At 67.3% G+C, this 21,120-nt stretch carries 15 protein-coding genes and 4 pseudogenes; 5 read left to right on the top strand and 14 right to left on the bottom strand.

What is annotated here, in order from left to right:
• Window positions 1–38: 38 nt before the first annotated feature.
• The 12 genes and pseudogenes from pyk to hisI all read right to left on the bottom strand — a co-directional run bounded on the left by pyk (window position 39) and on the right by hisI (window position 15,579).
• The gene (gene pyk / locus ACFQDH_RS19165) at window positions 39–1,478 is read right to left on the bottom strand and encodes a pyruvate kinase (RefSeq protein WP_382403989.1); all 1,440 of its coding nucleotides are present in this window, start codon (window positions 1,476–1,478) and stop codon (window positions 39–41) included.
• 163 nt (window positions 1,479–1,641) lie between these two features.
• Window positions 1,642–3,101 (bottom strand): annotated as a pseudogene (locus tag ACFQDH_RS19170) (glutamate synthase subunit beta).
• Window positions 3,094–7,634: pseudogene (gene gltB / locus ACFQDH_RS19175) on the bottom strand (glutamate synthase large subunit). The pseudogenes ACFQDH_RS19170 and gltB overlap by 8 nt, the downstream one beginning before the upstream one ends.
• A 173-nt stretch (window positions 7,635–7,807) precedes the next feature.
• Window positions 7,808–8,700: pseudogene (locus ACFQDH_RS19180) on the bottom strand (glycosyltransferase family 2 protein).
• A 175-nt stretch (window positions 8,701–8,875) separates the two neighbouring features.
• Window positions 8,876–9,787, bottom strand: a complete 912-nt coding sequence (lgt, locus tag ACFQDH_RS19185) for a prolipoprotein diacylglyceryl transferase (protein WP_382404904.1) — start codon at window positions 9,785–9,787, stop codon at window positions 8,876–8,878.
• Entirely contained in the window at window positions 9,787–10,581 is a 795-nt protein-coding gene (gene trpA, locus ACFQDH_RS19190) for a tryptophan synthase subunit alpha (RefSeq protein ID WP_382403990.1), read from the bottom strand. The genes lgt and trpA overlap by 1 nt, the downstream gene beginning before the upstream one ends.
• The gene (trpB, locus tag ACFQDH_RS19195; RefSeq protein ID WP_382403991.1) at window positions 10,578–11,795 is read right to left on the bottom strand and encodes a tryptophan synthase subunit beta; all 1,218 of its coding nucleotides are present in this window, start codon (window positions 11,793–11,795) and stop codon (window positions 10,578–10,580) included. The genes trpA and trpB overlap by 4 nt, the downstream gene beginning before the upstream one ends.
• The gene (gene trpC / locus ACFQDH_RS19200) at window positions 11,792–12,580 is read right to left on the bottom strand and encodes an indole-3-glycerol phosphate synthase TrpC (RefSeq protein ID WP_382403992.1); all 789 of its coding nucleotides are present in this window, start codon (window positions 12,578–12,580) and stop codon (window positions 11,792–11,794) included. Before trpC ends, trpB begins: the two co-directional genes overlap by 4 nt.
• The gene (locus ACFQDH_RS19205) at window positions 12,581–12,847 is read right to left on the bottom strand and encodes an HGxxPAAW family protein (protein ID WP_382403993.1); all 267 of its coding nucleotides are present in this window, start codon (window positions 12,845–12,847) and stop codon (window positions 12,581–12,583) included. It abuts the gene before it with no gap.
• 83 nt (window positions 12,848–12,930) lie between these two features.
• Window positions 12,931–13,605 (bottom strand): Trp biosynthesis-associated membrane protein, encoded by a 675-nt coding sequence (locus ACFQDH_RS19210; protein WP_382403994.1) that lies wholly within the window; start codon window positions 13,603–13,605, stop codon window positions 12,931–12,933.
• Window positions 13,602–15,151: pseudogene (locus ACFQDH_RS19215) on the bottom strand (anthranilate synthase component I). Before ACFQDH_RS19215 ends, ACFQDH_RS19210 begins: the two are co-directional and overlap by 4 nt.
• Window positions 15,152–15,225: 74 nt before the next feature.
• Window positions 15,226–15,579, bottom strand: a complete 354-nt coding sequence (hisI, locus tag ACFQDH_RS19220) for a phosphoribosyl-AMP cyclohydrolase (protein WP_382403995.1) — start codon at window positions 15,577–15,579, stop codon at window positions 15,226–15,228.
• Between the two features lie 151 nt (window positions 15,580–15,730).
• Here hisI and ACFQDH_RS19225 point away from each other — a divergent pair, with 151 nt between their 5' ends.
• A complete protein-coding gene (locus tag ACFQDH_RS19225; protein ID WP_382403996.1) occupies window positions 15,731–16,375 on the top strand; it encodes a TIGR03085 family metal-binding protein in 645 nt (214 codons plus the stop codon).
• Window positions 16,376–16,608: 233 nt separating this feature from the next.
• Here ACFQDH_RS19225 and ACFQDH_RS19230 read toward each other — a convergent pair whose 3' ends face one another.
• Complete coding sequence (locus ACFQDH_RS19230) at window positions 16,609–16,833, bottom strand: GNAT family N-acetyltransferase (protein WP_382403997.1); 225 nt, start codon at window positions 16,831–16,833, stop codon at window positions 16,609–16,611.
• Between the two features lie 256 nt (window positions 16,834–17,089).
• Complete coding sequence (gene hisF, locus ACFQDH_RS19235) at window positions 17,090–17,845, bottom strand: imidazole glycerol phosphate synthase subunit HisF (protein ID WP_382403999.1); 756 nt, start codon at window positions 17,843–17,845, stop codon at window positions 17,090–17,092.
• A gap of 326 nt (window positions 17,846–18,171) precedes the next feature.
• Between hisF and ectA the strand changes: the two genes are divergently transcribed.
• The 4 genes from ectA to ACFQDH_RS19255 all read left to right on the top strand — a co-directional run bounded on the left by ectA (window position 18,172) and on the right by ACFQDH_RS19255 (window position 21,119).
• The gene (gene ectA / locus ACFQDH_RS19240) at window positions 18,172–18,684 is read left to right on the top strand and encodes a diaminobutyrate acetyltransferase (protein ID WP_382404000.1); all 513 of its coding nucleotides are present in this window, start codon (window positions 18,172–18,174) and stop codon (window positions 18,682–18,684) included.
• A gap of 104 nt (window positions 18,685–18,788) precedes the next feature.
• Window positions 18,789–20,048 (top strand): diaminobutyrate--2-oxoglutarate transaminase, encoded by a 1,260-nt coding sequence (gene ectB, locus ACFQDH_RS19245; protein ID WP_382404001.1) that lies wholly within the window; start codon window positions 18,789–18,791, stop codon window positions 20,046–20,048.
• A gap of 44 nt (window positions 20,049–20,092) precedes the next feature.
• A complete protein-coding gene (locus ACFQDH_RS19250; protein WP_382404002.1) occupies window positions 20,093–20,485 on the top strand; it encodes an ectoine synthase in 393 nt (130 codons plus the stop codon).
• A 79-nt stretch (window positions 20,486–20,564) separates the two neighbouring features.
• Entirely contained in the window at window positions 20,565–21,119 is a 555-nt protein-coding gene (locus tag ACFQDH_RS19255; RefSeq protein ID WP_382404003.1) for a nucleoside/nucleotide kinase family protein, read from the top strand.
• Window position 21,120 lies beyond the last annotated feature (1 nt).

A 21,120-nucleotide genomic window follows, 5' to 3' on the forward strand; every position in this document is an offset into this window, starting at 1 on the left:
AGGAATCCTCAGAGTCTGCGAGCAACCGCGTCGAAGGCTCAGTGATAGGCCGGGGCGACCTTGTTCTGGGCGTCACCCATCCGGTGCACGCGCAGCGCGTTCGTCGAGCCGGGGATCCCGGGCGGGGAGCCGGCGACGATGACCACCAGGTCGCCCTCGTCGGCACGGCCGGAGCCGAGGAGCAACTCGTCCACCTGCATCGCCATCTGGTCGGTGTGCTTCACCTGGGGCACGAGGTAGGTCTCGACGCCCCAGACCATCGCCAGTTGGGAGCGGGTGGACTGCTCCGGCGTGAAGGCGAGCATCGGTCGGGCGCTGCGGATGCGTGACATCCGCTTCGCCGAGTCACCCGACTCGGTGAACGTGACGAGGTATCGCACGTCGAGCAGATCGCCGACCTCCGCCGCCGCGGCGGTGACCGCGCCACCCTTGGTGTGGGGGCGAGTGCCGAGCGGCGGCACGCGATCCAGCCCGTGCTCCTCCGTGCTGTCGATGATTCGTGCCATCGTCTGCACCGACTCGATCGGCCAGGCACCGACGCTCGTCTCACCGGACAGCATGATCGCGTCCGCACCGTCGAGCACCGCGTTGGCGCAGTCGCTGACCTCTGCCCGGGTCGGTCGGGAGTTCTCGGTCATCGACTCGAGCACCTGCGTCGCGACAATCACCGGCTTCGCATTACGGCGACAGATCTCGATCGCGCGCTTCTGGACCAGCGGCACCTCTTCGAGCGGCAGCTCCACGCCGAGGTCGCCGCGGGCGACCATCACACCGTCGAACGCATCGATGATTGCCGCGAGATTGTCTACGGCTTGGGGCTTTTCGACCTTTGCGATCACCGGAACGCGGCGACCTTCCTCGTCCATGATCTCGTGCGCGCGGCGTATGTCGCCGGCGTCGCGCACGAAGGACAGGGCAACGACATCGGTGCCCAGCTTGAGCGCCCAGCGCAGGTCGGCCTCGTCCTTCTCCGACAGCGCCGGCACACTCACGGCCACACCGGGCAGGTTGATGCCCTTGTGGTTGGAGACGTCGCCGCCTTCGACCACCTCAGCATGCACGTCGGTCTCGGTCACTTCCCGAGCGCGCAGGCAGACCTTGCCATCGTCGATCAGCAGCAGGTCTCCGGGCTGCACATCACCTGGCAAACCCTTGTAGGTAGTGGAAACTCGGCTCTGGTCACCCTCGATGTCGTCGATGGTGATCGTGAACGGGTCGCCCGCTTTGAGCGTGATCGGTCCATCGGCGAATGTCCCCGTGCGGATCTTCGGACCCTGCAGGTCGCACATCACGCAGACGGCACGTCCGGCGTCATTCGATGCTGTGCGAATCGCTGCGTAGACCTGCTCGTGATCGGAGTAGGCGCCGTGCGAGAGATTCAGCCGCGCGACGTCCATGCCGGCGTCGACCAGTGCCCGCACCTTCTCCGGTGTTGCAGTGGCAGGTCCAAGGGTGCAAACAATTTTGGCTCGACGCATGCCTCAACCCTAGTGATCCGGAGTGCTACCCAACGCACCGTCCCGGCATACCGTCCGGCATACGAGTGAGTAACTTGTGTGGACGCCTCGAGACGCTCGCTCCCCTTCGAGACGCTCGCTCGTACCTCACGAGCTCCTCAGGGCACCGCTCGACCCGCAAATGTCAGACGGTCAGCGGGCGATCGGTCGGCGCGATCGGTGCCGGCAGGTCGGAGTGACCGCCGGACAAGAACGCGTCAACGCCGTGTGCGGCAGCGCGTCCTTCGGCGATCGCCCAGACGATCAGCGACTGGCCGCGTCCGGCGTCACCGGCGACGAAGACCCCGGCACCGACGACATGAAATTGTCGTCACGGCGCACGTTGGAACGCTCATCGAGTTCGACTCCGAGGTCGCCGACCAGGCTCTCGGTCAACGGTCCGAGGAAGCCCATGGCGAGCAGGACCAGGTCTGCGTCGATCTCTCGCTCAGAGCCTTCGACCTCTTCGAATCCGCTTGATCCAGAACGAACTTCAGCCACCCGCAACGCACGCAGCTTGCCTGTGCCGTCGTCGATCGCTTCCTTCGTGCTGATCGCGTAGACCCGCTCGCCACCTTCCTCGTGGGCGCTGGCGACCCGGAAGATCATCGGGTATGTCGGCCACGGGTGCGCTTCGGCGCGCTCGTCGCCCGGTCGCGGCATGATCTCCAGCGACGTGACCGATTTGGCACCCTGGCGCAGGGAGGTTCCGATGCAGTCGGCGCCGGTGTCGCCGCCACCGATCACGACAACGTGCTTGCCCTCGGCAGTCACCTGATCCTCGACCCGCTCGCCGAGCGCGACCCGGTTCGCCGGGGGCAGGAAGTCCATCGCCTGCACGAAGCCCTCGAGCTCGCGGCCCTGCACAGGTAGGTCACGTGGGACCGTCGATCCGATCGAGACGACCACTGCGTCATACCGACTGCGCAACTGCGCCCACGTGATGTCCTTGCCGATCTCGGTGTTGCAGCGGAAGCGTGTGCCTTCGGCGGTCATCTGATCGATGCGCCGGTCAACGACGGACTTCTCCATCTTGAACTCGGGGATGCCGTAACGCAGCAATCCGCCTGGCTTGTCTGCGCGTTCGAAGACAGCGACCGTGTGACCGGCGCGGGTGAGCTGCTGCGCGGCCGCCAGACCCGCAGGCCCGGAGCCGACGACGGCGACGGTGCGGCCGGTCAGCCGCTCCGGCGGCTGGGGCTCCACCGAACCGTCGGCGAAGGCCTGCTCGATCGTGGTCACCTCGATCTGCTTGATGGTGACCGCGGGCTCGCTGATGCCGAGCACACAGGCCGTCTCGCAGGGCGCCGGACACAGCCGACCGGTGAACTCCGGGAAGTTGTTCGTCGCATGCAGCCGATCGATCGCATCCGGCCAATCACCGCGCCACGCAAGGGTGTTCCACTCCGGGATCAAGTTGCCCAGTGGGCACCCCTGATGACAGAACGGTATGCCGCAGTCCATGCAACGGCCGGCCTGCTGCTGCAGGTCGCTGCGCTGCTGCTCCTCGTAGACCTCTTTCCAATCCCTGATCCGCACCGGGACCGGACGCCGCTCCGGGAGGCTGCGCTCCCGGACCTTCAGAAAGCCGCGTGGGTCAGCCACGGGACACCTCCATGATTCGTGCCCAGACGACGTCGCCGTCCGGATCGAGTCCTTCCTCGGTCGCCTTCGCTCGTACGTCGAGCACTTGCTGGTAGGCGCGTGGCAGCACCAGCGAGAACCGCTCGGCGCTGACCGGCCACTGCGCCAACAGCCTTCCGGCGACGGCCGATTCGGTCCATTCCTGATGCTTTTCGAGCAGTCCGTGCACGGCTGCCAGGTCCTCCTCGCGCAGCGAGCTGACGTCGACCAGCTCGCGGTTGACGAGCTGCTCGTCGAGATCCAGCACGTAGCCGACCCCACCCGACATACCGGCAGCGAGGTTGCGGCCCGTCGGGCCGAGGATCAGCACGGTGCCGCCGGTCATGTATTCCAGACCGTGGTCACCGACGCCCTCGACCACTGCGGTCGCACCGGAGTTGCGCACGCAGAACCGTTCACCCACGACACCGCGCAGGAAGAGCTCACCGGCGGTGGCGCCATACCCGATGACGTTGCCCGCGACGACGTTCTGCTCGGCGACCAGCGACGCGTCGCGCAACGGTCGAACGACCACACGTCCGCCCGAAAGCCCCTTGCCGACATAGTCATTCGCTTCTCCGAAGAGCCGCAGCGTGATTCCTGCGGGCAGGAAAGCACCGAGCGACTGTCCGGCCGCCCCGGTGAGGGTGACGTCGATCGTCCCGTCCGGCAAGCCCTCCGGATAGCGCTTGGTCACCTCGTGACCGAGCATCGTGCCGACTGTGCGGTTGACGTTGGCGACCGGCACGTCCAGACGCACCGGGACCTTGTCCTCCAGCGCGTCACGACTCATCGTGATCAGCTGCTGATCGAGTGCCTTCACCAGGCCGTGATCCTGCGGTATGACGTGTCGGCGCGGCGTGCCCTCGGGCAGGTCGATGTCGGCGAGGATCGGCGCCAGGTCGAGGCCGGCAGCCTTCCAGTGGTCGACCGCGCGCTCGGTGTCGAGCAGGCCGACCTGGCCGATCGCTTCGTCCATCGTTCGGAAACCCAACTGCGCCAACAGCTCTCGGACTTCCTCGGCGATGTACTCGAAGAAGGTCTCCACGAATTCCGGCTTGCCGGTGTAGCGGGCTCGCAGCTCCGGGTTCTGGGTCGCGACGCCGACGGGGCACGTGTCGAGGTGACAGACGCGCATCATGATGCAACCACTGACCACCAGTGGCGCGCTGGCGAAGCAGTACTCCTCGGCCCCGAGGAGTGCGGCGATCACCACGTCGCGGCCGGTCTTGAGCTGGCCGTCGGTCTGCACCACGATCCGGTCACGCAATCCGTTGAGCAGCAACGTCTGCTGGGTCTCGGCGAGGCCGAGCTCCCAGGGACCGCCCGCGTGCTTCAGCGACGTCAGCGGCGCCGCACCGGTGCCACCGTCATGGCCGGAGACGAGCACGACGTCCGCGTGCGCCTTGGATACGCCCGCCGCAACGGTGCCGACACCGACCTCGGAGACGAGCTTGACGTGGATCCGCGCCGCCGGATTGGCGTTCTTCAAATCGTGGATCAGCTGAGCCAGATCCTCGATCGAATAAATGTCGTGGTGTGGCGGCGGCGAGATCAACCCGACGCCCGGTGTCGAGTGCCGTGTCGAGGCCACCCAGGGGTAGACCTTGTGGCCGGGCAGCTGACCGCCCTCCCCCGGCTTGGCACCCTGGGCCATCTTGATCTGGATGTCGTCGGCCTGGGTCAGGTAGACCGACGTGACACCGAACCGGCCGGACGCGACCTGCTTGATCGACGAGCGCCGCTCGGGATCCAGCAGGCGGTCCAGATCTTCGCCGCCCTCACCGGTGTTGGAGCGCGCGCCGAGCCGGTTCATCGCGATCGCGAGAGTCTCGTGTGCCTCCTTGCTGATCGAGCCATAGCTCATGGCCCCGGTCGAGAACCGCTTGACGATCGCGCTGACCGGCTCGACCTCCTCGATCGGGATGCTCGGCCGAGTTCCCTTGAAGGAGAACAGTCCCCGCAGAGTCATCAGCCGCTGCGACTGGTCGTCGACCCGCTGGGTGTACTGCTTGAAGATGTCGTAACGCCGCGACCGGGTGGAGTGCTGCAGCCGGAAGACCGTCTCGGGGTCGAAGAGATGCGGCTCGCCCTCGCGGCGCCACTGATATTCGCCGCCGGTGTCGAGGGTGCGGTGCGACTGGTGCAGGCCGTTCTTCGGGTATGCCGTCTGGTGCCGTTGCGCGATCTCCTCGGCGATCTCCTCCAGGCCGATACCGCCGATGCGCGACACCGTGCCCGTGAAGTACTCGTCGATCACGCCCTGCGACAGGCCGAGCGCCTCGAACACCTGGGCACCGCGGTATGACGCAACGGTCGAGATGCCCATCTTCGACATGACCTTCAGGACGCCCTTGCCGAGCGCGTAGATGAGGTTCTTGACCGCCTGCTCCGGGGTGACTCCGGTGATGGCGCCGCGACGGACCAAGTCCTCGACGGATTCCATTGCCAGATAAGGGTTCACGGCGGCAGCGCCATACCCGATCAGCAGTGCGACGTGATGCACCTCGCGCACATCGCCGGCCTCGACCAACAGGCCGACCTGTGTGCGGGTCTTCTCGCGGACCAGGTGGTGGTGCACCGCGGCGGTGAGCAGGAGCGACGGGATCGGCGCGAACGCGGCGGTGCTCTCCCGGTCGGACAGGACCACGAAACGGTGCCCGTCCTCGATCGCCTGCGACACCTCGGCGCAGATGCCCTTCAACCGGGCGCGCAGCGCGCTCGGCCCGCCCGCGACGCGGTAGGTGCCGCGGATGACGTAGGTCTGGTAGCCGGGGAAATCGCCGTCGTTGTTGAGATTGACCAGCTTGGCCAGCTCGTCGTTGTCGATCACCGGGAAGTCCAGCTCGACCTGCCGGGCGTGCTGCGGGCCGACCTCGAGGGCGTTGTGCTCCGGGCCCATGAAGGTGCCCAGGGACGTGACCAGCACCTCGCGGATCGCGTCCAGCGGCGGGTTGGTGACTTGCGCGAACAGCTGGCTGAAGTAGTCGAAGAGCAACCGCGGACGGTCCGACAGCACCGCGACCGGGGTGTCGGTGCCCATCGAGCCGAGCGCCTCAGCAGCCGCCTGCGCCATCGGCGTCAGCAGGATCCGCAGCTCCTCGTGGGTGTAGCCGAAAGTCTGCTGACGGCGTACGACCGACGCCGGTGTGTGCCACACGTGCTCGCGCTCGGGGCGCTTGGCCAGCTTGATGATGCCGGCGTGCAGCCAGTCCTCGTAGGGATGCTCGGCAGCCAGGTCACGCTTGATCTCGTCGTCACTGATCAGCCGTCCCTGCGCGGTGTCGACCAGGAACATGCGCCCCGGCTGCAGGCGACCCTTGCGGACGACGTGCGCCGGGTCCAGGTCGAGCACGCCCGCTTCCGATGCGAGCACGACGAGGCCGTCGTCGGTGACGGCATACCGACCCGGGCGCAGGCCGTTGCGATCCAGCACCGCGCCGACCAGAGTGCCGTCGGTGAAGGCGACGCACGCGGGACCGTCCCAAGGCTCCATGATCGCCGAGTGGTACTCGTAGAACGCCCGGCGGGCGGGGTCCATCGTCTGATGGTTCTCCCACGCCTCGGGGATCATCATCAGCACTGCGTGCGGCAGGCTGCGGCCACCCAGGTGCAGCAGCTCCAGCACCTCGTCGAAGCTGGCGGAGTCAGAGCTGGAGTCGGTGCAGATCGGGAAGAGTCGCTTGATGTCGCCGCCGAAAACATCACTGTGCAAAGTGGATTCGCGCGCACGCATCCAGTTTCGGTTACCGCGGACGGTGTTGATCTCGCCGTTGTGGGCGATCATCCGGTAGGGGTGCGACAGGGGCCACGACGGGAAGGTGTTTGTCGAGAAGCGGGAGTGGACCAGAGCCAGCTCGGTCGTGAACCGGTGGTCGGACAGGTCGGGGTAGAAGGGCTCCAGCTGACCGGTGGTCAGCATGCCCTTGTAGACGATCGTGCGGCCGGACAGTGACGGGAAATAGATCTCCCGCTCGGCCTCGATCCGCTTGCGCAGCGCATAGGCCTTGCGGTCCAGCTCGACGCCGGCCAGCTCTCCTCGGCCGCCGCCACGAACACCTGCCGGAAGACCGGCATCACGGCTTGCGCTGCGTGACCGACCAGTTCCGGGTCGGTCGGCACGTCGCGCCAGCCGAGCACCCGCAGGCCCTCTTCGGTAGCGATCTGGGCGAAGCGCTCGCCGATGTACCACTGCTCGTCCGGGTCGGTCGGCAGGAACGCGATGCCCACGGCATACGTGCCCTTGGCCGGCAGGTCGAAATCACAGACGGCCCGAAAGAAGTCGTCCGGAATCTGCGAGAGTATGCCGGCACCGTCGCCGACCGCCGGGTCGGCGCCCGTCGCGCCCCGGTGCTCCAGGTTGCGCAACGCGGTCAACGCGTGATCGACGATGTCGTGTCCGGCCGTGCCGCGCATGGTGGCCACCATCGCCACACCGCACGCATCGTGCTCTCGCGCCGGGTCGTACAAACCCTGCGCTGCTGGGACCGCGGAAAAACTACTGTGCGCCGTCAACGAACTCACCGTCCAGTCGTCGTGAACGACGCCGAACGCGCGTCGTTTCAATGGGATAACCGAACCTCATGAGGACGACGCTGGCCTCCAAGGCCTGCACAGACTACCGCTCCACCGGTGCCGCCCACAACGTGGACTCCTCGTCTCACTTTATGAGACGAGGTGTTCCCAGGTCAGATCACCGGCCAACGGCCGTTGCGGGCCATCCGCCATACAGCAGACCAGGGCAGCTTCTGGTGCGGCTCACCAGGCGCCCACGGCCCGGACGTCCAACCCTCACGCCAGCCGGCGAACCACGGGTGCAGGCTCTCGCGCACGTGGCGGGACCGAATCACCTGGACCGCGGTCCAGGTGCCGACATACCCCCAGCTGACCGGCCAGGGAGGTTGCGCCGTGCGAGCCAGACCCGGTTGCGGGCGTTCTTGGTGAAGTAGTCGTCGTGCCGGCGCGGGTCGATGACCGGGTGCCCGGCGCGCAGGTGACCCAGGTAGACGGTGCGGCTGCCCGCGCCCCAGACCCGCCACGCCAGCTCGATGCCTTCGTGCGCGTAGAAGAACGGTGCCGGCCAGCCGAGCGTCTGCTCGAAGACCTCACGTCGTATGGCGACAGCCATCTCCACGACGGAGAAGACATTCGAGGAGCGGTAGGGGCTGCCCTTGCGCAGCCGCGGGATCCAGCGCGTCGGCAGATCGCCGACTTCGGGGTCCTCGATCCGGGGCTGGATCATCCCGATCGTCGGGTCGGCGCGGAACTCAGCGGCGCACTTGACCAGGAAGTCGTCGTCCAGCAACCAGGCGTCGTCGTCGAGGAAGAAGAGCAGGTCGCCGGTCACCTGGTCGACGCCGGCGTTGCGGCCGGCGGGTATGCCGACGTTCTCCGGCAGGGCGAGCGAGAGGACGCCGCGCGGCAGGTCGACCGGCTCCCAGCCGTTGCCGACGACCACGATGTCGAGACGAACCCCGGTCTGGCGAAGCAGGGACTCGAGGCCACGACGCAGCTCCGGCGGGCGGGTCCCCTGGGTCAGCACCACCGCGCCGAAGGACGGGGCATCGGCGTCTGCCGGCACAGGCTCGACGGCAAGTTCGATCGTCGTACTCCTTCGTTTCACCCTGAAGTTTATTCGGGGCGGGTAGAGGAGGCTTGAGTTGCGATGGCGTTGCAGGGAGCTTACGACTCGCAACACCAACGCAGAACAAGCCCCACTGGACCGGGCGGGTTCATCCCCGACCGCAGATCCTATGTCACTCGCTGTCGGCGTCAGCCTTCGCTGCTAGCTCAGCGTCCACCGTCGGGTCGCTGTCCGGGATCGGCTCACGAGGGCCGTTGGGATGCCGGCGGGAGCAGATGATGAGACCGATCAGCCCGCCGATGAAGACCACGATGCAGACCCACACGTTCACCCGCTGGCCCAGGATGCGGTTGGCCGGGTCGTCCCGCATCCACTCCATCCAGATCCGGCCGACCGGGTAGAGCATCACGTAGAGCCAGAACGACTTCCCGCGACCCAGCTGGTAGCGGCGGTCCAGCAACACGATGATCAGTGCGATCACCAGGCAGAACAGCGACTCGTAGAGGAAGGTCGGCTGGAAGTAGCCGGCAACGACCGGGTGACCCGCCGCGTCCTTGACTGCGTGGCCGGCGCTCGTGTCCCACTCGTAGATCTTCAACCGCCACGGAAGGCTCGTGGTCCGTCCGTGCAACTCATTGTTGAAGTAGTTGCCCCACCGGCCGAGTGCCTGCGCCATGATGACGCCCGGTGCGGCCGCGTCCGCGAAGTCCAGGAAGCGCACGCCACTGCGCCGGCACCCGATGTAGCCGCCGAGCGCGCCGAGCGCGATGGCGCCCCAAATGCCCAGGCCCCCGTGCCAGATCGCCAGTGCGTCCCAGGGGTTGCCGTTCTTGCCGAAGTAGGGCTGCGGCGAGGTGATGACGTTGTAGATGCGACCGCCGATGATGCCGAACGGCACCGCCCACCAAGCCACTTCATAAACCACATCGCGTCGATAACCCCGATCGCCGAGGCGACGCCCGGTCACCCATACGGCCAGCACGATGCCGGCGAGAATGCACACGGCATACATCCGGATCGGGAACGGACCGAGCCAGAAGACCCCGACCGTCGGACTCGGGAAATATGACCCCTCGGTGAGCATCACCCACGGACTCCATCAGCCAGAGCGGTTGCCGTGCGGGCGAGTTGCGCCAGCCCGTCGTGCGCGTTGTCGGCGTCGACCAGGGTGCTGACCAGCGCGGATCCGACGATCACTCCGTCGGCGAAGCGGGCGACCTCACGGGCCTGCTCCGGGGTCGACACTCCGAGACCGACGCAGACGGGTATGTCGCTGACTTCTCGCACTCGATCGACCAGCACGGCAGCCTCGCTGCCGACGGCCGATCGTGCGCCGGTGACGCCCATCAGCGCAGCGGCGTAGACGAAGCCGCGCGATGCGGCAGTCGTCATGGCCAGCCGCTCAGGAGTCGAGCTCGGTGCGACCAGGAAGATACGGTCCAGGTCGTGGGCCTCGCTGGCCGCGATCCAGTCGCCGGCCTCGTCGGGAACCAGGTCAGGTGTGATGAGTCCGGAGGCACCGGACGCGGCCAGGTCGCGGGCGAACGCGTCCACGCCGTAACGCAGGACGGGGTTCCAGTAGGTCATCACCACGCACGCCCCACCAGCAGCGGTGATGGCTTCGGCGGCACGGAACACGTCCCGCACGTGGACCCCGGCGGCCAGCGCCCCGGTTGCCGCGGTCTGGATGACGGGGCCGTCCATCAGCGGGTCGGTGTAGGGCAGCCCGATCTCGACGATGTCGACTCCGGACCGCACCATCGTCACCATCGCCTCGATGGAGGTGTCGACGTCGGGGTAACCGACCGGCAGGTAGCCGACGAATGCCGAGCGGCCCTCGGCCTTTGTCTTCGCGAGTCTCTCCGACACGGCGCTCATGTGGCCTCCCCTTCGTCGAGCAGACCGAACCACTGCGCGGCGGTGTGCACGTCCTTGTCGCCACGACCGGACAGGTTGACCAGCAGCAGCGCGTCCTTGCCGAGCTCGCGACCGAGTTTCATCGCGCCGGCGAGGGCATGGGCGCTCTCGATCGCGGGCAGGATGCCTTCGGACCGCGACAGCGCCTGGAAGGCGTCCATCGCTTCGGTATCGGTGATCGGGAAGTATTCGGCGCGGCCCGTGTCGCGCAGGAAGGAGTGCTCGGGACCGACACTCGGGTAGTCCAAACCCGCTGACACGGAATGGGATTCGATGGTCTGACCCTCTTCGTCCTGCAGCACGTAGGTGAACGCGCCGTGCAGGACGCCAGGGGTGGCCTGGCCGCTGAAGCGGGAAGCGTGCCGGCCTGACTCGGGGCCGTCGCCGCCACCCTCGAGGCCGATCAGCCGCACGCCCTCGTCATCGATGAACCGGTGGAAGATGCCCATCGCGTTGGACCCGCCGCCGACGCAGGCCAGCACCGCGTCGGGCAACCGGCCGTATTCGTCGAGCATCTGGCCACGGGCCTCGACGCCGATCACCCGGTGGAAGTCACGGACCATCTCCGGGAAGGGATAGGGGCCGGTCACCGTGCCGAGCACGTAGTGGGTGTGCGCGACGTTGGCGACCCAGTCGCGGAAGGCCTCGTTGACGGCGTCCTTGAGGGTGCGCGAGCCGTGGTCGACCGGGATGACCTCGGCGCCGAGCAACTGCATCCGGGCGACGTTGAGCGCCTGACGCTCGGTGTCGACACGGCCCATATAGACCGTGCACTCGAGCCCCATCAGCGCGGCGGCGGTGGCTGTCGCGACGCCGTGCTGGCCAGCGCCGGTCTCGGCAATGACACGGGTCTTGCCCATCCGCTTGGTCAGCAGTGCCTGGCCGAGCACGTTGTTGATCTTGTGCGAGCCGGTGTGGTTGAGGTCCTCACGCTTGAGCACCACCTGCGCACCACCGCAGTGCTCGTCGCCGAAGCGCCGCACCGGCGTGATGATGCTGGGCCGGCCGGTGTAGCTGCGCTGCAACTCGGCCAGCTGGCCGAGGAATGCCGGGTCGGTCATCGCCTTGCGCCGGTGCTCGTCCAGCTCCTCCAGCGCGGCGACCAGCGCCTCGGGCACATAGCGCCCGCCATACGCACCGAACCGCCCGAGTGGCGGTGGGTTGGTCTGAGTCATCGGGATCCTTCGATCATCGTGCGGACGGCGGCGCGCGGGTCACCACCGGTGACCAGTGCCTCACCTACGAGCACTGCGTTTGCGCCGGCCGCGACATAGTCGGCGACGTCCTGCGGGTTGCGTATGCCGGACTCGGCGACTCGAATACGGTCCGCCGGCACGCGCGGGGCGAGCCGGGCGAAGACGCCGCGATCAACGTCAAGAGTCTTCAGGTTGCGAGCGTTGACACCGATCAGCTGGGCGTCGGCGGCGAGCGCGCGATCGATCTCCGCCTCGTCGTGCGTCTCGACCAGCGCTGTCATACCGAGGTCGGTCGCGTGCTGAAAGAGATCGCGCAGCAGGGTGTCGTCCAGCGCCGCCACGATCAGCAGGATGATGTCCGCGCCGTGCGCCCGGGCCTCGTCGACCTGGTAGTGGTCGACCATGAAGTCCTTGCGCAACACGGGGATTCGCACGCTTGCCCGCACTGCGTCGAGGTCGGCCAGCGAGCCGCCGAACCGGCGCTGCTCGGTGAGCACGGAGATGGCGGTCGCGCCACCCTGCTCGTATGCCGCAGCCAACTCGGCCGGATCGGGTATCTCGGCGAGATCACCCTTGCTCGGGCTGCGGCGCTTGACCTCGGAGATGACCTTGACCGGGCCGTCGGCACGGAACGCCGTGAGCGCGTCGATCGCGGGCGCGGCAGCTGCCGCCTGCGTTGCGATCTCCCGCGCCGAGATGTGTCGCTTTCGGTCCTCGAGGTCCTCGCGAACCCCGAGGATGATGTCGTCGAGGACCGTGGCCACCTAGGACGCCCGCTGCGACTCGATCTGGGCCCGCTCCTCCGCGGTGAGCGGCGGGGCGTGCAGCTTGTGGTGGTTGCCGAAGCCCATCTTGCCCATGGCCTTGCCGACCAGGACGCCGACCACTGCCAGCGCGCCACCGATGTAATAGAACGGGTGCAGGCCCCAGGCGACGCCGATGGACACGCAGATCGAAGCGACCAACAGGAAGCAGACGGTGGTCCACGCCGCGACGCTGTGTCCGTGGTCCTCGTGGATTTCTTCGGCCATCTGGCGCTGCTCCTTCGTGGGCGGTCTCTTGGTCGTCGTCACGACGACATGTCCTGCTGGTGGGCATTCCCTGCGGGCCCCGGTCAGTCCGGTGTGCGCCGCTCGTTGATTGTGTCAGACCCTCCTGGGCCGTCGGTCGGGTCCTCGCCGTCGGTCAGCATGTCCCAGTCCGAACGCTTGGTCGCCTTGGGCGCGGTGGGGGCGTCATACCGGCTGGACAGGCCTGACCAACTGCGGACACCGAGGATCGCAAGCACACCCGTCAACACCAGCAAGACGCCGCCGAGCAGCGCCACCCACGGCCAGATCGTCAGGCCTGCGGCAACCTTGCGGTCCCCCGTATGACCGGTCATCGTCGTCGCCACGTCAGCGAGGATCTTGACCGGGTCGCGCACGACCACGATCACGGCGGCGACCGCGACAACCCCCGCGATCAGCGTGAGCACAGCGGCGATCCACCGGGCGATGCGACCGGTCGTCAGTGTCGCGAGGACCGCTGCGGCTCCGACGAGCGCGGCGGCGAGTAGCGCGGGTGCCGACTTGCTGCCGGACGCCGTGGTGTGTGCGCTCTGCAGCACGGCGTCGGTCACCGTCCCGCTCACCCACGTGCGGGTGTTGGCCGCGATCATCAGCAGCACCGCGACCGCGCCGAGGAGCAGGATCGACCGCTTGCCGATCATGCTGCTGGTCGCGCCGCTGCCCTCACCTCCGGTCCTCGCTCGTGCCTCGCTGTGATCCTCGGCTCGGTCGTCGCTCATCCGATGGCCCGCATCCCGGACGCCACCGCGACCGCGCGCAACGCCGCGGCCGCCTTGGTGCGGGTCTCCTGGTATTCCGACTCAGGCACCGAGTCGGCGACGATGCCCGCGCCCGCCTGCACGTAGGCGACGTTGTCCTGCAGCACCGCCGTCCGGATGGCGATGGCCATGTCCAGGTCGCCGGCGAAGTCGAAGTAGCCGACGACCCCGCCATACACACCACGGCGAATGCCCTCGAGCCGCTCGATGATCTGCATCGCGCGCGGTTTCGGTGCGCCGCTGAGCGTGCCGGCCGGGAAGGTCGCCACGAGCGCGTCGTATGCCGAACGGCTCTTGCCCAACTCACCGACCACCGTGGACTCCAGATGCATGATGTGGCTGTATCGCCGGATCTGCATGAACTCGACCGTGTCGACCGTCCCCGCGTTGCAGACCTTCTGCAGGTCGTTGCGGGAGAGGTCGACCAGCATCAGGTGCTCGGCACGCTCCTTGGGATCGGCCAGCAGTTCGTCGGCGAGGTCCTCGTCCTGCTCGGGGCTCTTGCCACGTGGCCGAGACCCGGCGATCGGGCGGGTGATGACCCGCTCCCCCGTCACCTTCACGAGGGCTTCCGGGCTGGAGCCGACGATGTCGTATGTCGAGCCGTCCGGGTGCGGCAGGCGCAGCAGGTACATGTAGGGGCTGGGATTGCCGACCCGCAACGCACGGTAGACGTCCAGCGCGTCGGCACCACACGGCACCGAAAAGCGTTGCGAGACAACGATTTGGAAGGCCTCCCCGGAGCGGATGTCTTCCTTCGCCTGCTCGACCATGTCGTGGTACTGCTCACGTGTGTGGGTGCTGACCGGCTCCAGCGTCACCGGCTCGGGCACCGACACCGTGCTGGGCGCGTCCACGGCCAGCGACTCCTGCATTGCGTCCAGTCGATCGACGGCGGTGGACCAGGCCTGATCGGCGCGCTCGTCGGTGTTGTCGTGATTGATCGCGTTGGCGATCAGCAGCACGCTGCCGTCGGAGTGGTCGAGCACCGCCAGATCGGTTGCCAGCACCATCCCGATCTCCGGGGTGTGCAGGTCGTCCACCCCGGTGTCGGCCAGTCGCTCCCAGTGCCGGACTGCGTCATACGTGACGGCGCCGACGAGGCCGCCGGTGAGCGGCGGCAGGCCCGAGATACGCGGTGTGGCGAGGACCTGCAGGGTGTCGCGCAGCACGTCGGTCGGGGCTCCGTCGGTCGGCACTCCGACGGGCGGTGTCCCTAGCCAGACGGCTCGCCCGTCCTGCTCGGTGAGAGTGGCGCGGCTGTCGGCGCCGATGATCGAGTACCGCGACCACACTCCCCGTGCTCGGCCGACTCGAGCAGGAAGGTGCCGGGGCGATCGCCCGCAAGCTTGCGGTAGATGCCCAGCGGCGTTTCGCCGTCAGCCAGCAGCCGACGCACAACGGGTATGACGCGCCGCCCGTCGGCGGCAAGCTGCAGGAACTGCGGCAGGCTCGGCCAGGTCACGCCCCACTCGAGCTCCGCGTGCGGGCTGTCGTCCGCGCTCATGCTTTCTGACGCACTTCTACCCTCGGCTCCGCTCCTCGCTCGTACCTCGCTGCGATGCTCGCCCCGGTCGGTGCTCATGCAGTCACCGCCCCGAGGTCGGTGAAGAAGCAGGACCGTTCGCCGGTGTGACAGGCCGGGCCGACCTGGTCGACGCGGACGAGCAGCGTGTCGCCGTCACAGTCGAGCGCGACCGACTTCACGTGCTGCACGTGACCGGAGGTGTCGCCCTTGCGCCAGTACTCCTGCCGGCTACGCGACCAGAAGGTCACTCGGCCCGACGTCAGCGTGCGATGCAACGCCTCGTCGTCCATCCAGCCCACCATCAGCACTTCGCCGGTGTCATGTTGCTGGATCACAGCGGGAATCAGCCCTGCCGGGTCGTGCTTCAGCAGGGCTGCGATCTCGGGATCGAGCGTGGAGGAACTCACGATTGCCATTCTGCCGCACCGGGTTTCCGGGTTCTCCGCGGCCGCAGTAGCGCGGCGGCGCACATGCGTCCGGCTCCATTTCTGGCTCAGGGCAGTAGGTCGTATCTCACCGTGTCACGTGCGTCGCGTCGTCGTACGCCATGCTTGCCGTATGCCGAAATTCGCCCAGGCCGAGCGTGCCGCCCTCTGTGACGCGTTCGCCGACGTCGGACCCGACGCCCCCACCCTCTGCGGAGACTGGACCACCCGCGACCTCGCCGCACACCTCGTGGTGCGGGAGGGCCGACCCGATGCGGCGGCCGGCATGTTCGTGCCGCTGCTCGCCGGGCGCCTCGAGTCTGTGCAGCGCAAGGTCGCCGAGACACCATGGGACGAGCTCGTCGAAAAGGTCCGGTCCGGTCCACCGCGGCTGGGTCCGTTCGGCTTTCCCGGTGTCGACGAGCAGGCCAACCTTTCCGAGTTCTTCATCCACCACGAGGACGTCCTGCGGGCGGGCGACCACTCTGCAGCACGACGTGAAGTGCCCGTCGAGGAACAGGCCGCCCTGTGGCGGATCCTGCCGCGGATCGGGCGAATGACGTTGCGCAGCACCCGTGTCGGCGTCGTCGCGGATTGCCCCGGCCACGGCCGTCGCACCCTGCGCGGCCCCCGGGACGACCACGGGAATGTCGTCCTGACCGGAGCGCCGGGCGAAGTCTTGCTGCACATCTTCGGTCGCGGCGCGGTCGCCGACCTCGAGCTCGACGGCTCCGACACCGACGTCGAGGCCTTCCGCGAGAGCTCCCTCGGCTTCTGACCGCAGGAGGTGGCCGAGGCCCCCGCGCCAAGGTGGCCGAGGCCCCGCGCCAAGGTGGCCGAGGAGCCCGTGAGGAACGAGCGGGCGTCTCGAAGCCCCGCGCAAGGTGGCCGAGGAGCGAGGAACGAGCGTCTCGAGGCCCCGCGCAAGGTGGCCGAGGAGCCCGTGAGGAACGAGCGGGCGTCTCGAGGCCCCGACGCCAATCGAAACCACCTGCTAACGAAGACCTTTCGTCATACCAACGACCGGGACATGACGAGTTCAACACGCCCATCAGGGGCAACCTCGCGCTCACCGGTCAGCACGAAGCCATTGCGCTCATAGGCTCGTATGCCGCGCGGATTGTCCTCCATCACCAGCAGCGACATCTGCGTCCCGCCGTGCTCGCGCACGACGCTCGCGCACGCATCGAGCAGAGCGTCGACGGTGCCCGAGCCGCGCGCGCGGGGTCCAGCCACATGCCGTTGACGTACCACCCAGCATCGAACTCATAGGCTCCCGCGATGCCCCTGTCGTCCCCGTTCAAAGTTGCGAGAAAGGTCGCCGGTCGGACGGCCCGCTGTCGCCATTCGGCTTCGTCGAATGCGAACTCCCGCTCGTATGTCGACCCGAACATCTCGGGCGAATCCTGCAGCGCTGCCAACCGCACCGCTCGATATCGCTCCCACAAACTGGGGACCACGCGGACTATCGAGCAAGCGACGTCCGCAGCCATCAGCGAACTTCGTAGCCTGCAGCCCGCAGGGCGTCCTTGACCTGGCCTATCGTCAGCTCGCCGAAGTGGAAAACCGAGGCCGCGAGCACAGCGTCCGCACCGGCCTCGACAGCCTGCACGAAGTGCTCGACCCGGCCCGCACCACCGCTGGCGACGATCGGCACGTCGACCTCGGCACGCACGGCGCGGATCAGCTCCAGATCGAAGCCGTCTTTCGTGCCATCGGCATCCATCGAGTTGAGCAGGATCTCGCCGACGCCCAAAGCGGCCGCGCGAGAACACCATTCGAGTGCATCGAGTTCTGTCGACTTCAGGCCGCCATGAGTAGTGACCTCGAAATTGCCGTGCTGTGAACGACGTACGTCTGCCGACAGGACGAGCACCTGGGAGCCGAACCGCTCCGCGATCTCAGCGATAACCGCCGGTCGCGCGATGGCTCCGGTGTTGATCCCCACCTTGTCCGCGCCGGCTCGCAGGAGGCGGTCCACGTCGTCCACGGTTCGCACCCCGCCTCCGACGGTGAGCGGGATGAACACCTGCTCCGCAGTCCGGCCAACAACGTCGTATGTCGTGTCACGGCCTGCCGAACTCGCGGTGACATCGAGGAAGGTCAGCTCGTCGGCACCCTGCCCGTCATACCGCTCGGCCAACTCGACCGGATCGCCTGCGTCCCGGAGATTCTCGAAATTGACACCCTTGACCACCCGCCCGGCATCGACGTCGAGGCACGGGATGACACGCACTGCAACCGTCATGGCAGGCAAGCCTAGCGGGGTCGGAGACACCACCCGGTGGGGTCGGCCGAAGCAGCGCCAATCGGCCGATCGACCTCGCCGGTGAACGACATCGATGGAACTCGTCTCATATTCTGAAACGCATTTTCGGAGGGTTGATTTGACATCGAGAGGATTTCACCTGTCCACGGCAAATCGCGGAAAATGCGCTCTCGCAACGTGATTCGATCCTCCCGTGCTGAGACGATCTTGCCTTGACTTCGCTCGGCGAGCACATAACGTCGAGGCCAGTCATGCCGATACCAATCGAAGTACCGACCCGACCACTATCCGCCAAGCAGCACACCATGCACTCTGCACGAGCGCATATGTCCCGGCCGAGCGAGACACACCAGCTCGTCATACGGGAGCCGCGTCCGTCCGATGGTGCGCACATGTGGACCGTCGCCAAGGACGGCGGTGAGCTCGATCTGAACTCGTCATACGCGTATCTGATGATGACGCGAGATTTCTCGACGACGTGCCGAGTCGCGTTGAGCGACAACGAGATCGTGGGCTACGTCCTCGGCTACCGCCCGCCGGAACGGCCCACTCACCTGTTCGTCTGGCAGGTGGCCGTGCGCGACGACCAGCGCGGGCGGGGCGTCGCAGCGCACATGCTCGAGCACCTGATCGCGACCAGCGACGTCGATGCGCTCGAGGCCACCGTCGAGGAGACCAACGGCGCGTCCCGTGCGCTGTTCGCCAGCATCGCGCGCAAGCACCGGGCCGAGTTGACCTGGTCGGAGGGCATCCCCGCAGAGCACTTCCCCGACGGCCACGCCGGTGAACCCATGCTGCAGATCCAACCCCTGCGCTGAGCGCCGCCGCGCTCGCCGACGCCGTATCGCCGCGACGATCACGCCGCGGCAACCGTGCAGGGTAATCGCCTGTGCACGCTCCCGATTCGACAGAAGGAATCCCCATGACCGTGACCGCCGACGCAACCAGCCTTGAGTCCGGCGTCCGGAGCTACTCCCGGACGTGGCCCGCCACGTTCGAACGCGCACAGGGCAGCTTCCTCTACACACCGGACGACCAGCCGTACCTCGACTTCTTCACCGGTGCCGGAGTCATGAACTACGGCCACAACAACCCGATCCTGAAGGACGCGCTTCTGCGCTACCTCACCGAGGACAACATCGTTCACTCGCTGGACATGCTCACCCCTGCGCGCGAGGACTTCCTCACCACCTTCACCGAGAAGATCCTTCGCCCCCGTGGACTCGACCACACCGTGATGTTCCCCGGGCCTGGTGGCGCGAATGCTGTGGAGGCGGCACTCAAGCTCGCCCGCAAGATCACCGGACGAGAGTCGATCGTCAACTTCACCAATGCTTTTCACGGTATGACGCTCGGCGCCCTCGCCGTCACCGGCAACTCGATGAAGCGCGGTGGCGCCGGCATCCCGCTCGTCCACGCGACGCCGATGCCGTATGACGACTACTTCGACGGCGACGTGCCCGACTTCGTCTACTTCGAGCGGATGCTCTCCGACAGCGGCTCGGGCCTGAACAAACCGGCCGCCGTGATCGTCGAGACGGTCCAGGGCGAGGGCGGCGTCAACGCCGCGCGCCGGGAGTGGCTGCGCCAGCTGGCCGATGTCTGCACGAGGCACGAGATCCTGCTGATCGTCGACGACATCCAGGTCGGCTGCGGCCGCACCGGCGGCTTCTTCAGCTTCGAGGAAGCCGGCATCGTGCCGGACATCATCTGCTTGTCCAAGGCGATCAGCGGCTACGGCCTGCCGCTCGCGCTGACGCTGCTCCGCCCGGAGCTGGACGTGTGGGAGCCCGGCGAGCACAACGGGACCTTCCGTGGCTTCGCGCCGGCGTTCGTCACCGCGGCAGAGGCCATCCGCACCTACTGGTCGGACGACACGCTGGAGCAGTCGACTATCACCAAGGGCGCCTTCGTCGAGGCGACGCTGAACAGCATCGTCGCCAAGCGCCCCGAGGGTGAGCTGACCGCAAAGGGCCGCGGCCTCATTCGCGGCCTGGAATTCGCCGACCCCGACAAGGCCGCCGAGACCTGCCGGAACGCGTTCGAGTCCGGCCTGCTCGTGGAGACCTCCGGCCCGCGCGACGAGGTCATCAAGCTGCTGCCGCCGCTCACCGTCAGCGAGGACGAGCTCAACGACGGGCTGACACTCCTTCGCAACGCAGCAACCGACGCACTGGGCTGATCCGCCAATTCCCATATTCCACACACAGATTCGAGAGGACCCACATGCTCGTTCGATCACTCGACGACGTCACCGACACCGATGACGACATCAAGACCGACAACTGGCGCAGCAAGCGCATCATCCTGGCCCGCGAAGGCGTCGGCTTCTCCGTGCACGAGACCACGCTGTATGCCGGCACGGTGAACGACTTCTGGTACGCCAACCACATCGAGGCCGTCTTCATCGTCGAGGGTGAGGGCGAGGTCCTCAACAAGGCGACCGGCGAACGCCACGAGCTTCGTCCCGGGTCCCTCTACCTGCTCAACGACCATGACAAGCACCAGGTGCTCCCCCGCACCGAGATGCGGACCGTGTGCGTGTTCAACCCGCCGGTGACCGGCCGCGAGGTGCACGACGAGAACGGCGTCTACCCGCTGGTCCTCGAAGACGCCTGACCCCCCTGACGACGGCCGCGCCATACCTCTCCCTCTGGCGCGGCCGTCGCTGCACTTCGCCACGCGTTAGGTTTCAGCGGTGACACAGACGCCGTCCAGCACACATGTGCAGCGCATCGCGGCGGCTGCACGCGCCGTCGCCGGCGATCCGATCATCATCGCGATCGATGGGCGCAGCGGGTCAGGCAAGACCAGTCTGGCCGGCGTAGTGGCCGCCGCGCTGAGGGACGCGACCGTCGTGCATTTGGACGACATCTACCCCGGTTGGGATGGCCTGGCCGCCACACCACCGTTGCTCGTGGCGCAGGTTCTGGAAGCGGCGCGCCGCGGCGAGGCAGCAGCATTTCGCCGATTCGACTGGGAGCGAGGCACATTCACCGACTCAGTCGCCGTGCCCCGCACGTCTTACCTGATCGTCGAAGGCGTCGGCAGCAGTGTCGGTATGGCGCGCCGGTATGCCGACGTCCGCGTCTGGCTCGAGGCCGAGCCCGCCATACGCAAGAGTCGTGGCTTGGCACGCGACGGCGACGCGTACGCCCCGCACTGGCAGCGCTGGGCGGACCAGGAGGATGCGGTCTTCGGCACCGACCACACCGCCGAGCACGCCCATCTCGTGCTGCGCACCGACGGCTGAA

This window comes from Flexivirga alba, assembly GCF_042661025.1.
Classification (GTDB): domain Bacteria; phylum Actinomycetota; class Actinomycetes; order Actinomycetales; family Dermatophilaceae; genus Flexivirga; species Flexivirga alba.

Bases quoted from the DNA above. Each gene is read 5' to 3' on its own strand.
- hisF (WP_382403999.1), bottom strand. From the start codon at position 17,845: ATGACGGTTGCAGTGCGTGTCATCCCGTGCCTCGACGTCGATGCCGGG.
- lgt (WP_382404904.1), bottom strand. From the start codon at position 9,787: ATGCTCACCGAGGGGTCATATTTCCCGAGTCCGACGGTCGGGGTCTTC.
- trpA (WP_382403990.1), bottom strand. From the start codon at position 10,581: ATGAGCGCCGTGTCGGAGAGACTCGCGAAGACAAAGGCCGAGGGCCGC.
- ectB (WP_382404001.1), top strand. From the start codon at position 18,789: ATGACCGTGACCGCCGACGCAACCAGCCTTGAGTCCGGCGTCCGGAGC.
- ACFQDH_RS19250 (WP_382404002.1), top strand. From the start codon at position 20,093: ATGCTCGTTCGATCACTCGACGACGTCACCGACACCGATGACGACATC.
- ACFQDH_RS19210 (WP_382403994.1), bottom strand. From the start codon at position 13,605: ATGAGCGACGACCGAGCCGAGGATCACAGCGAGGCACGAGCGAGGACC.
- ACFQDH_RS19205 (WP_382403993.1), bottom strand. From the start codon at position 12,847: ATGGCCGAAGAAATCCACGAGGACCACGGACACAGCGTCGCGGCGTGG.
- ectA (WP_382404000.1), top strand. From the start codon at position 18,172: ATGCACTCTGCACGAGCGCATATGTCCCGGCCGAGCGAGACACACCAG.
- trpB (WP_382403991.1), bottom strand. From the start codon at position 11,795: ATGACTCAGACCAACCCACCGCCACTCGGGCGGTTCGGTGCGTATGGC.
- ACFQDH_RS19225 (WP_382403996.1), top strand. From the start codon at position 15,731: ATGCCGAAATTCGCCCAGGCCGAGCGTGCCGCCCTCTGTGACGCGTTC.
- pyk (WP_382403989.1), bottom strand. From the start codon at position 1,478: ATGCGTCGAGCCAAAATTGTTTGCACCCTTGGACCTGCCACTGCAACA.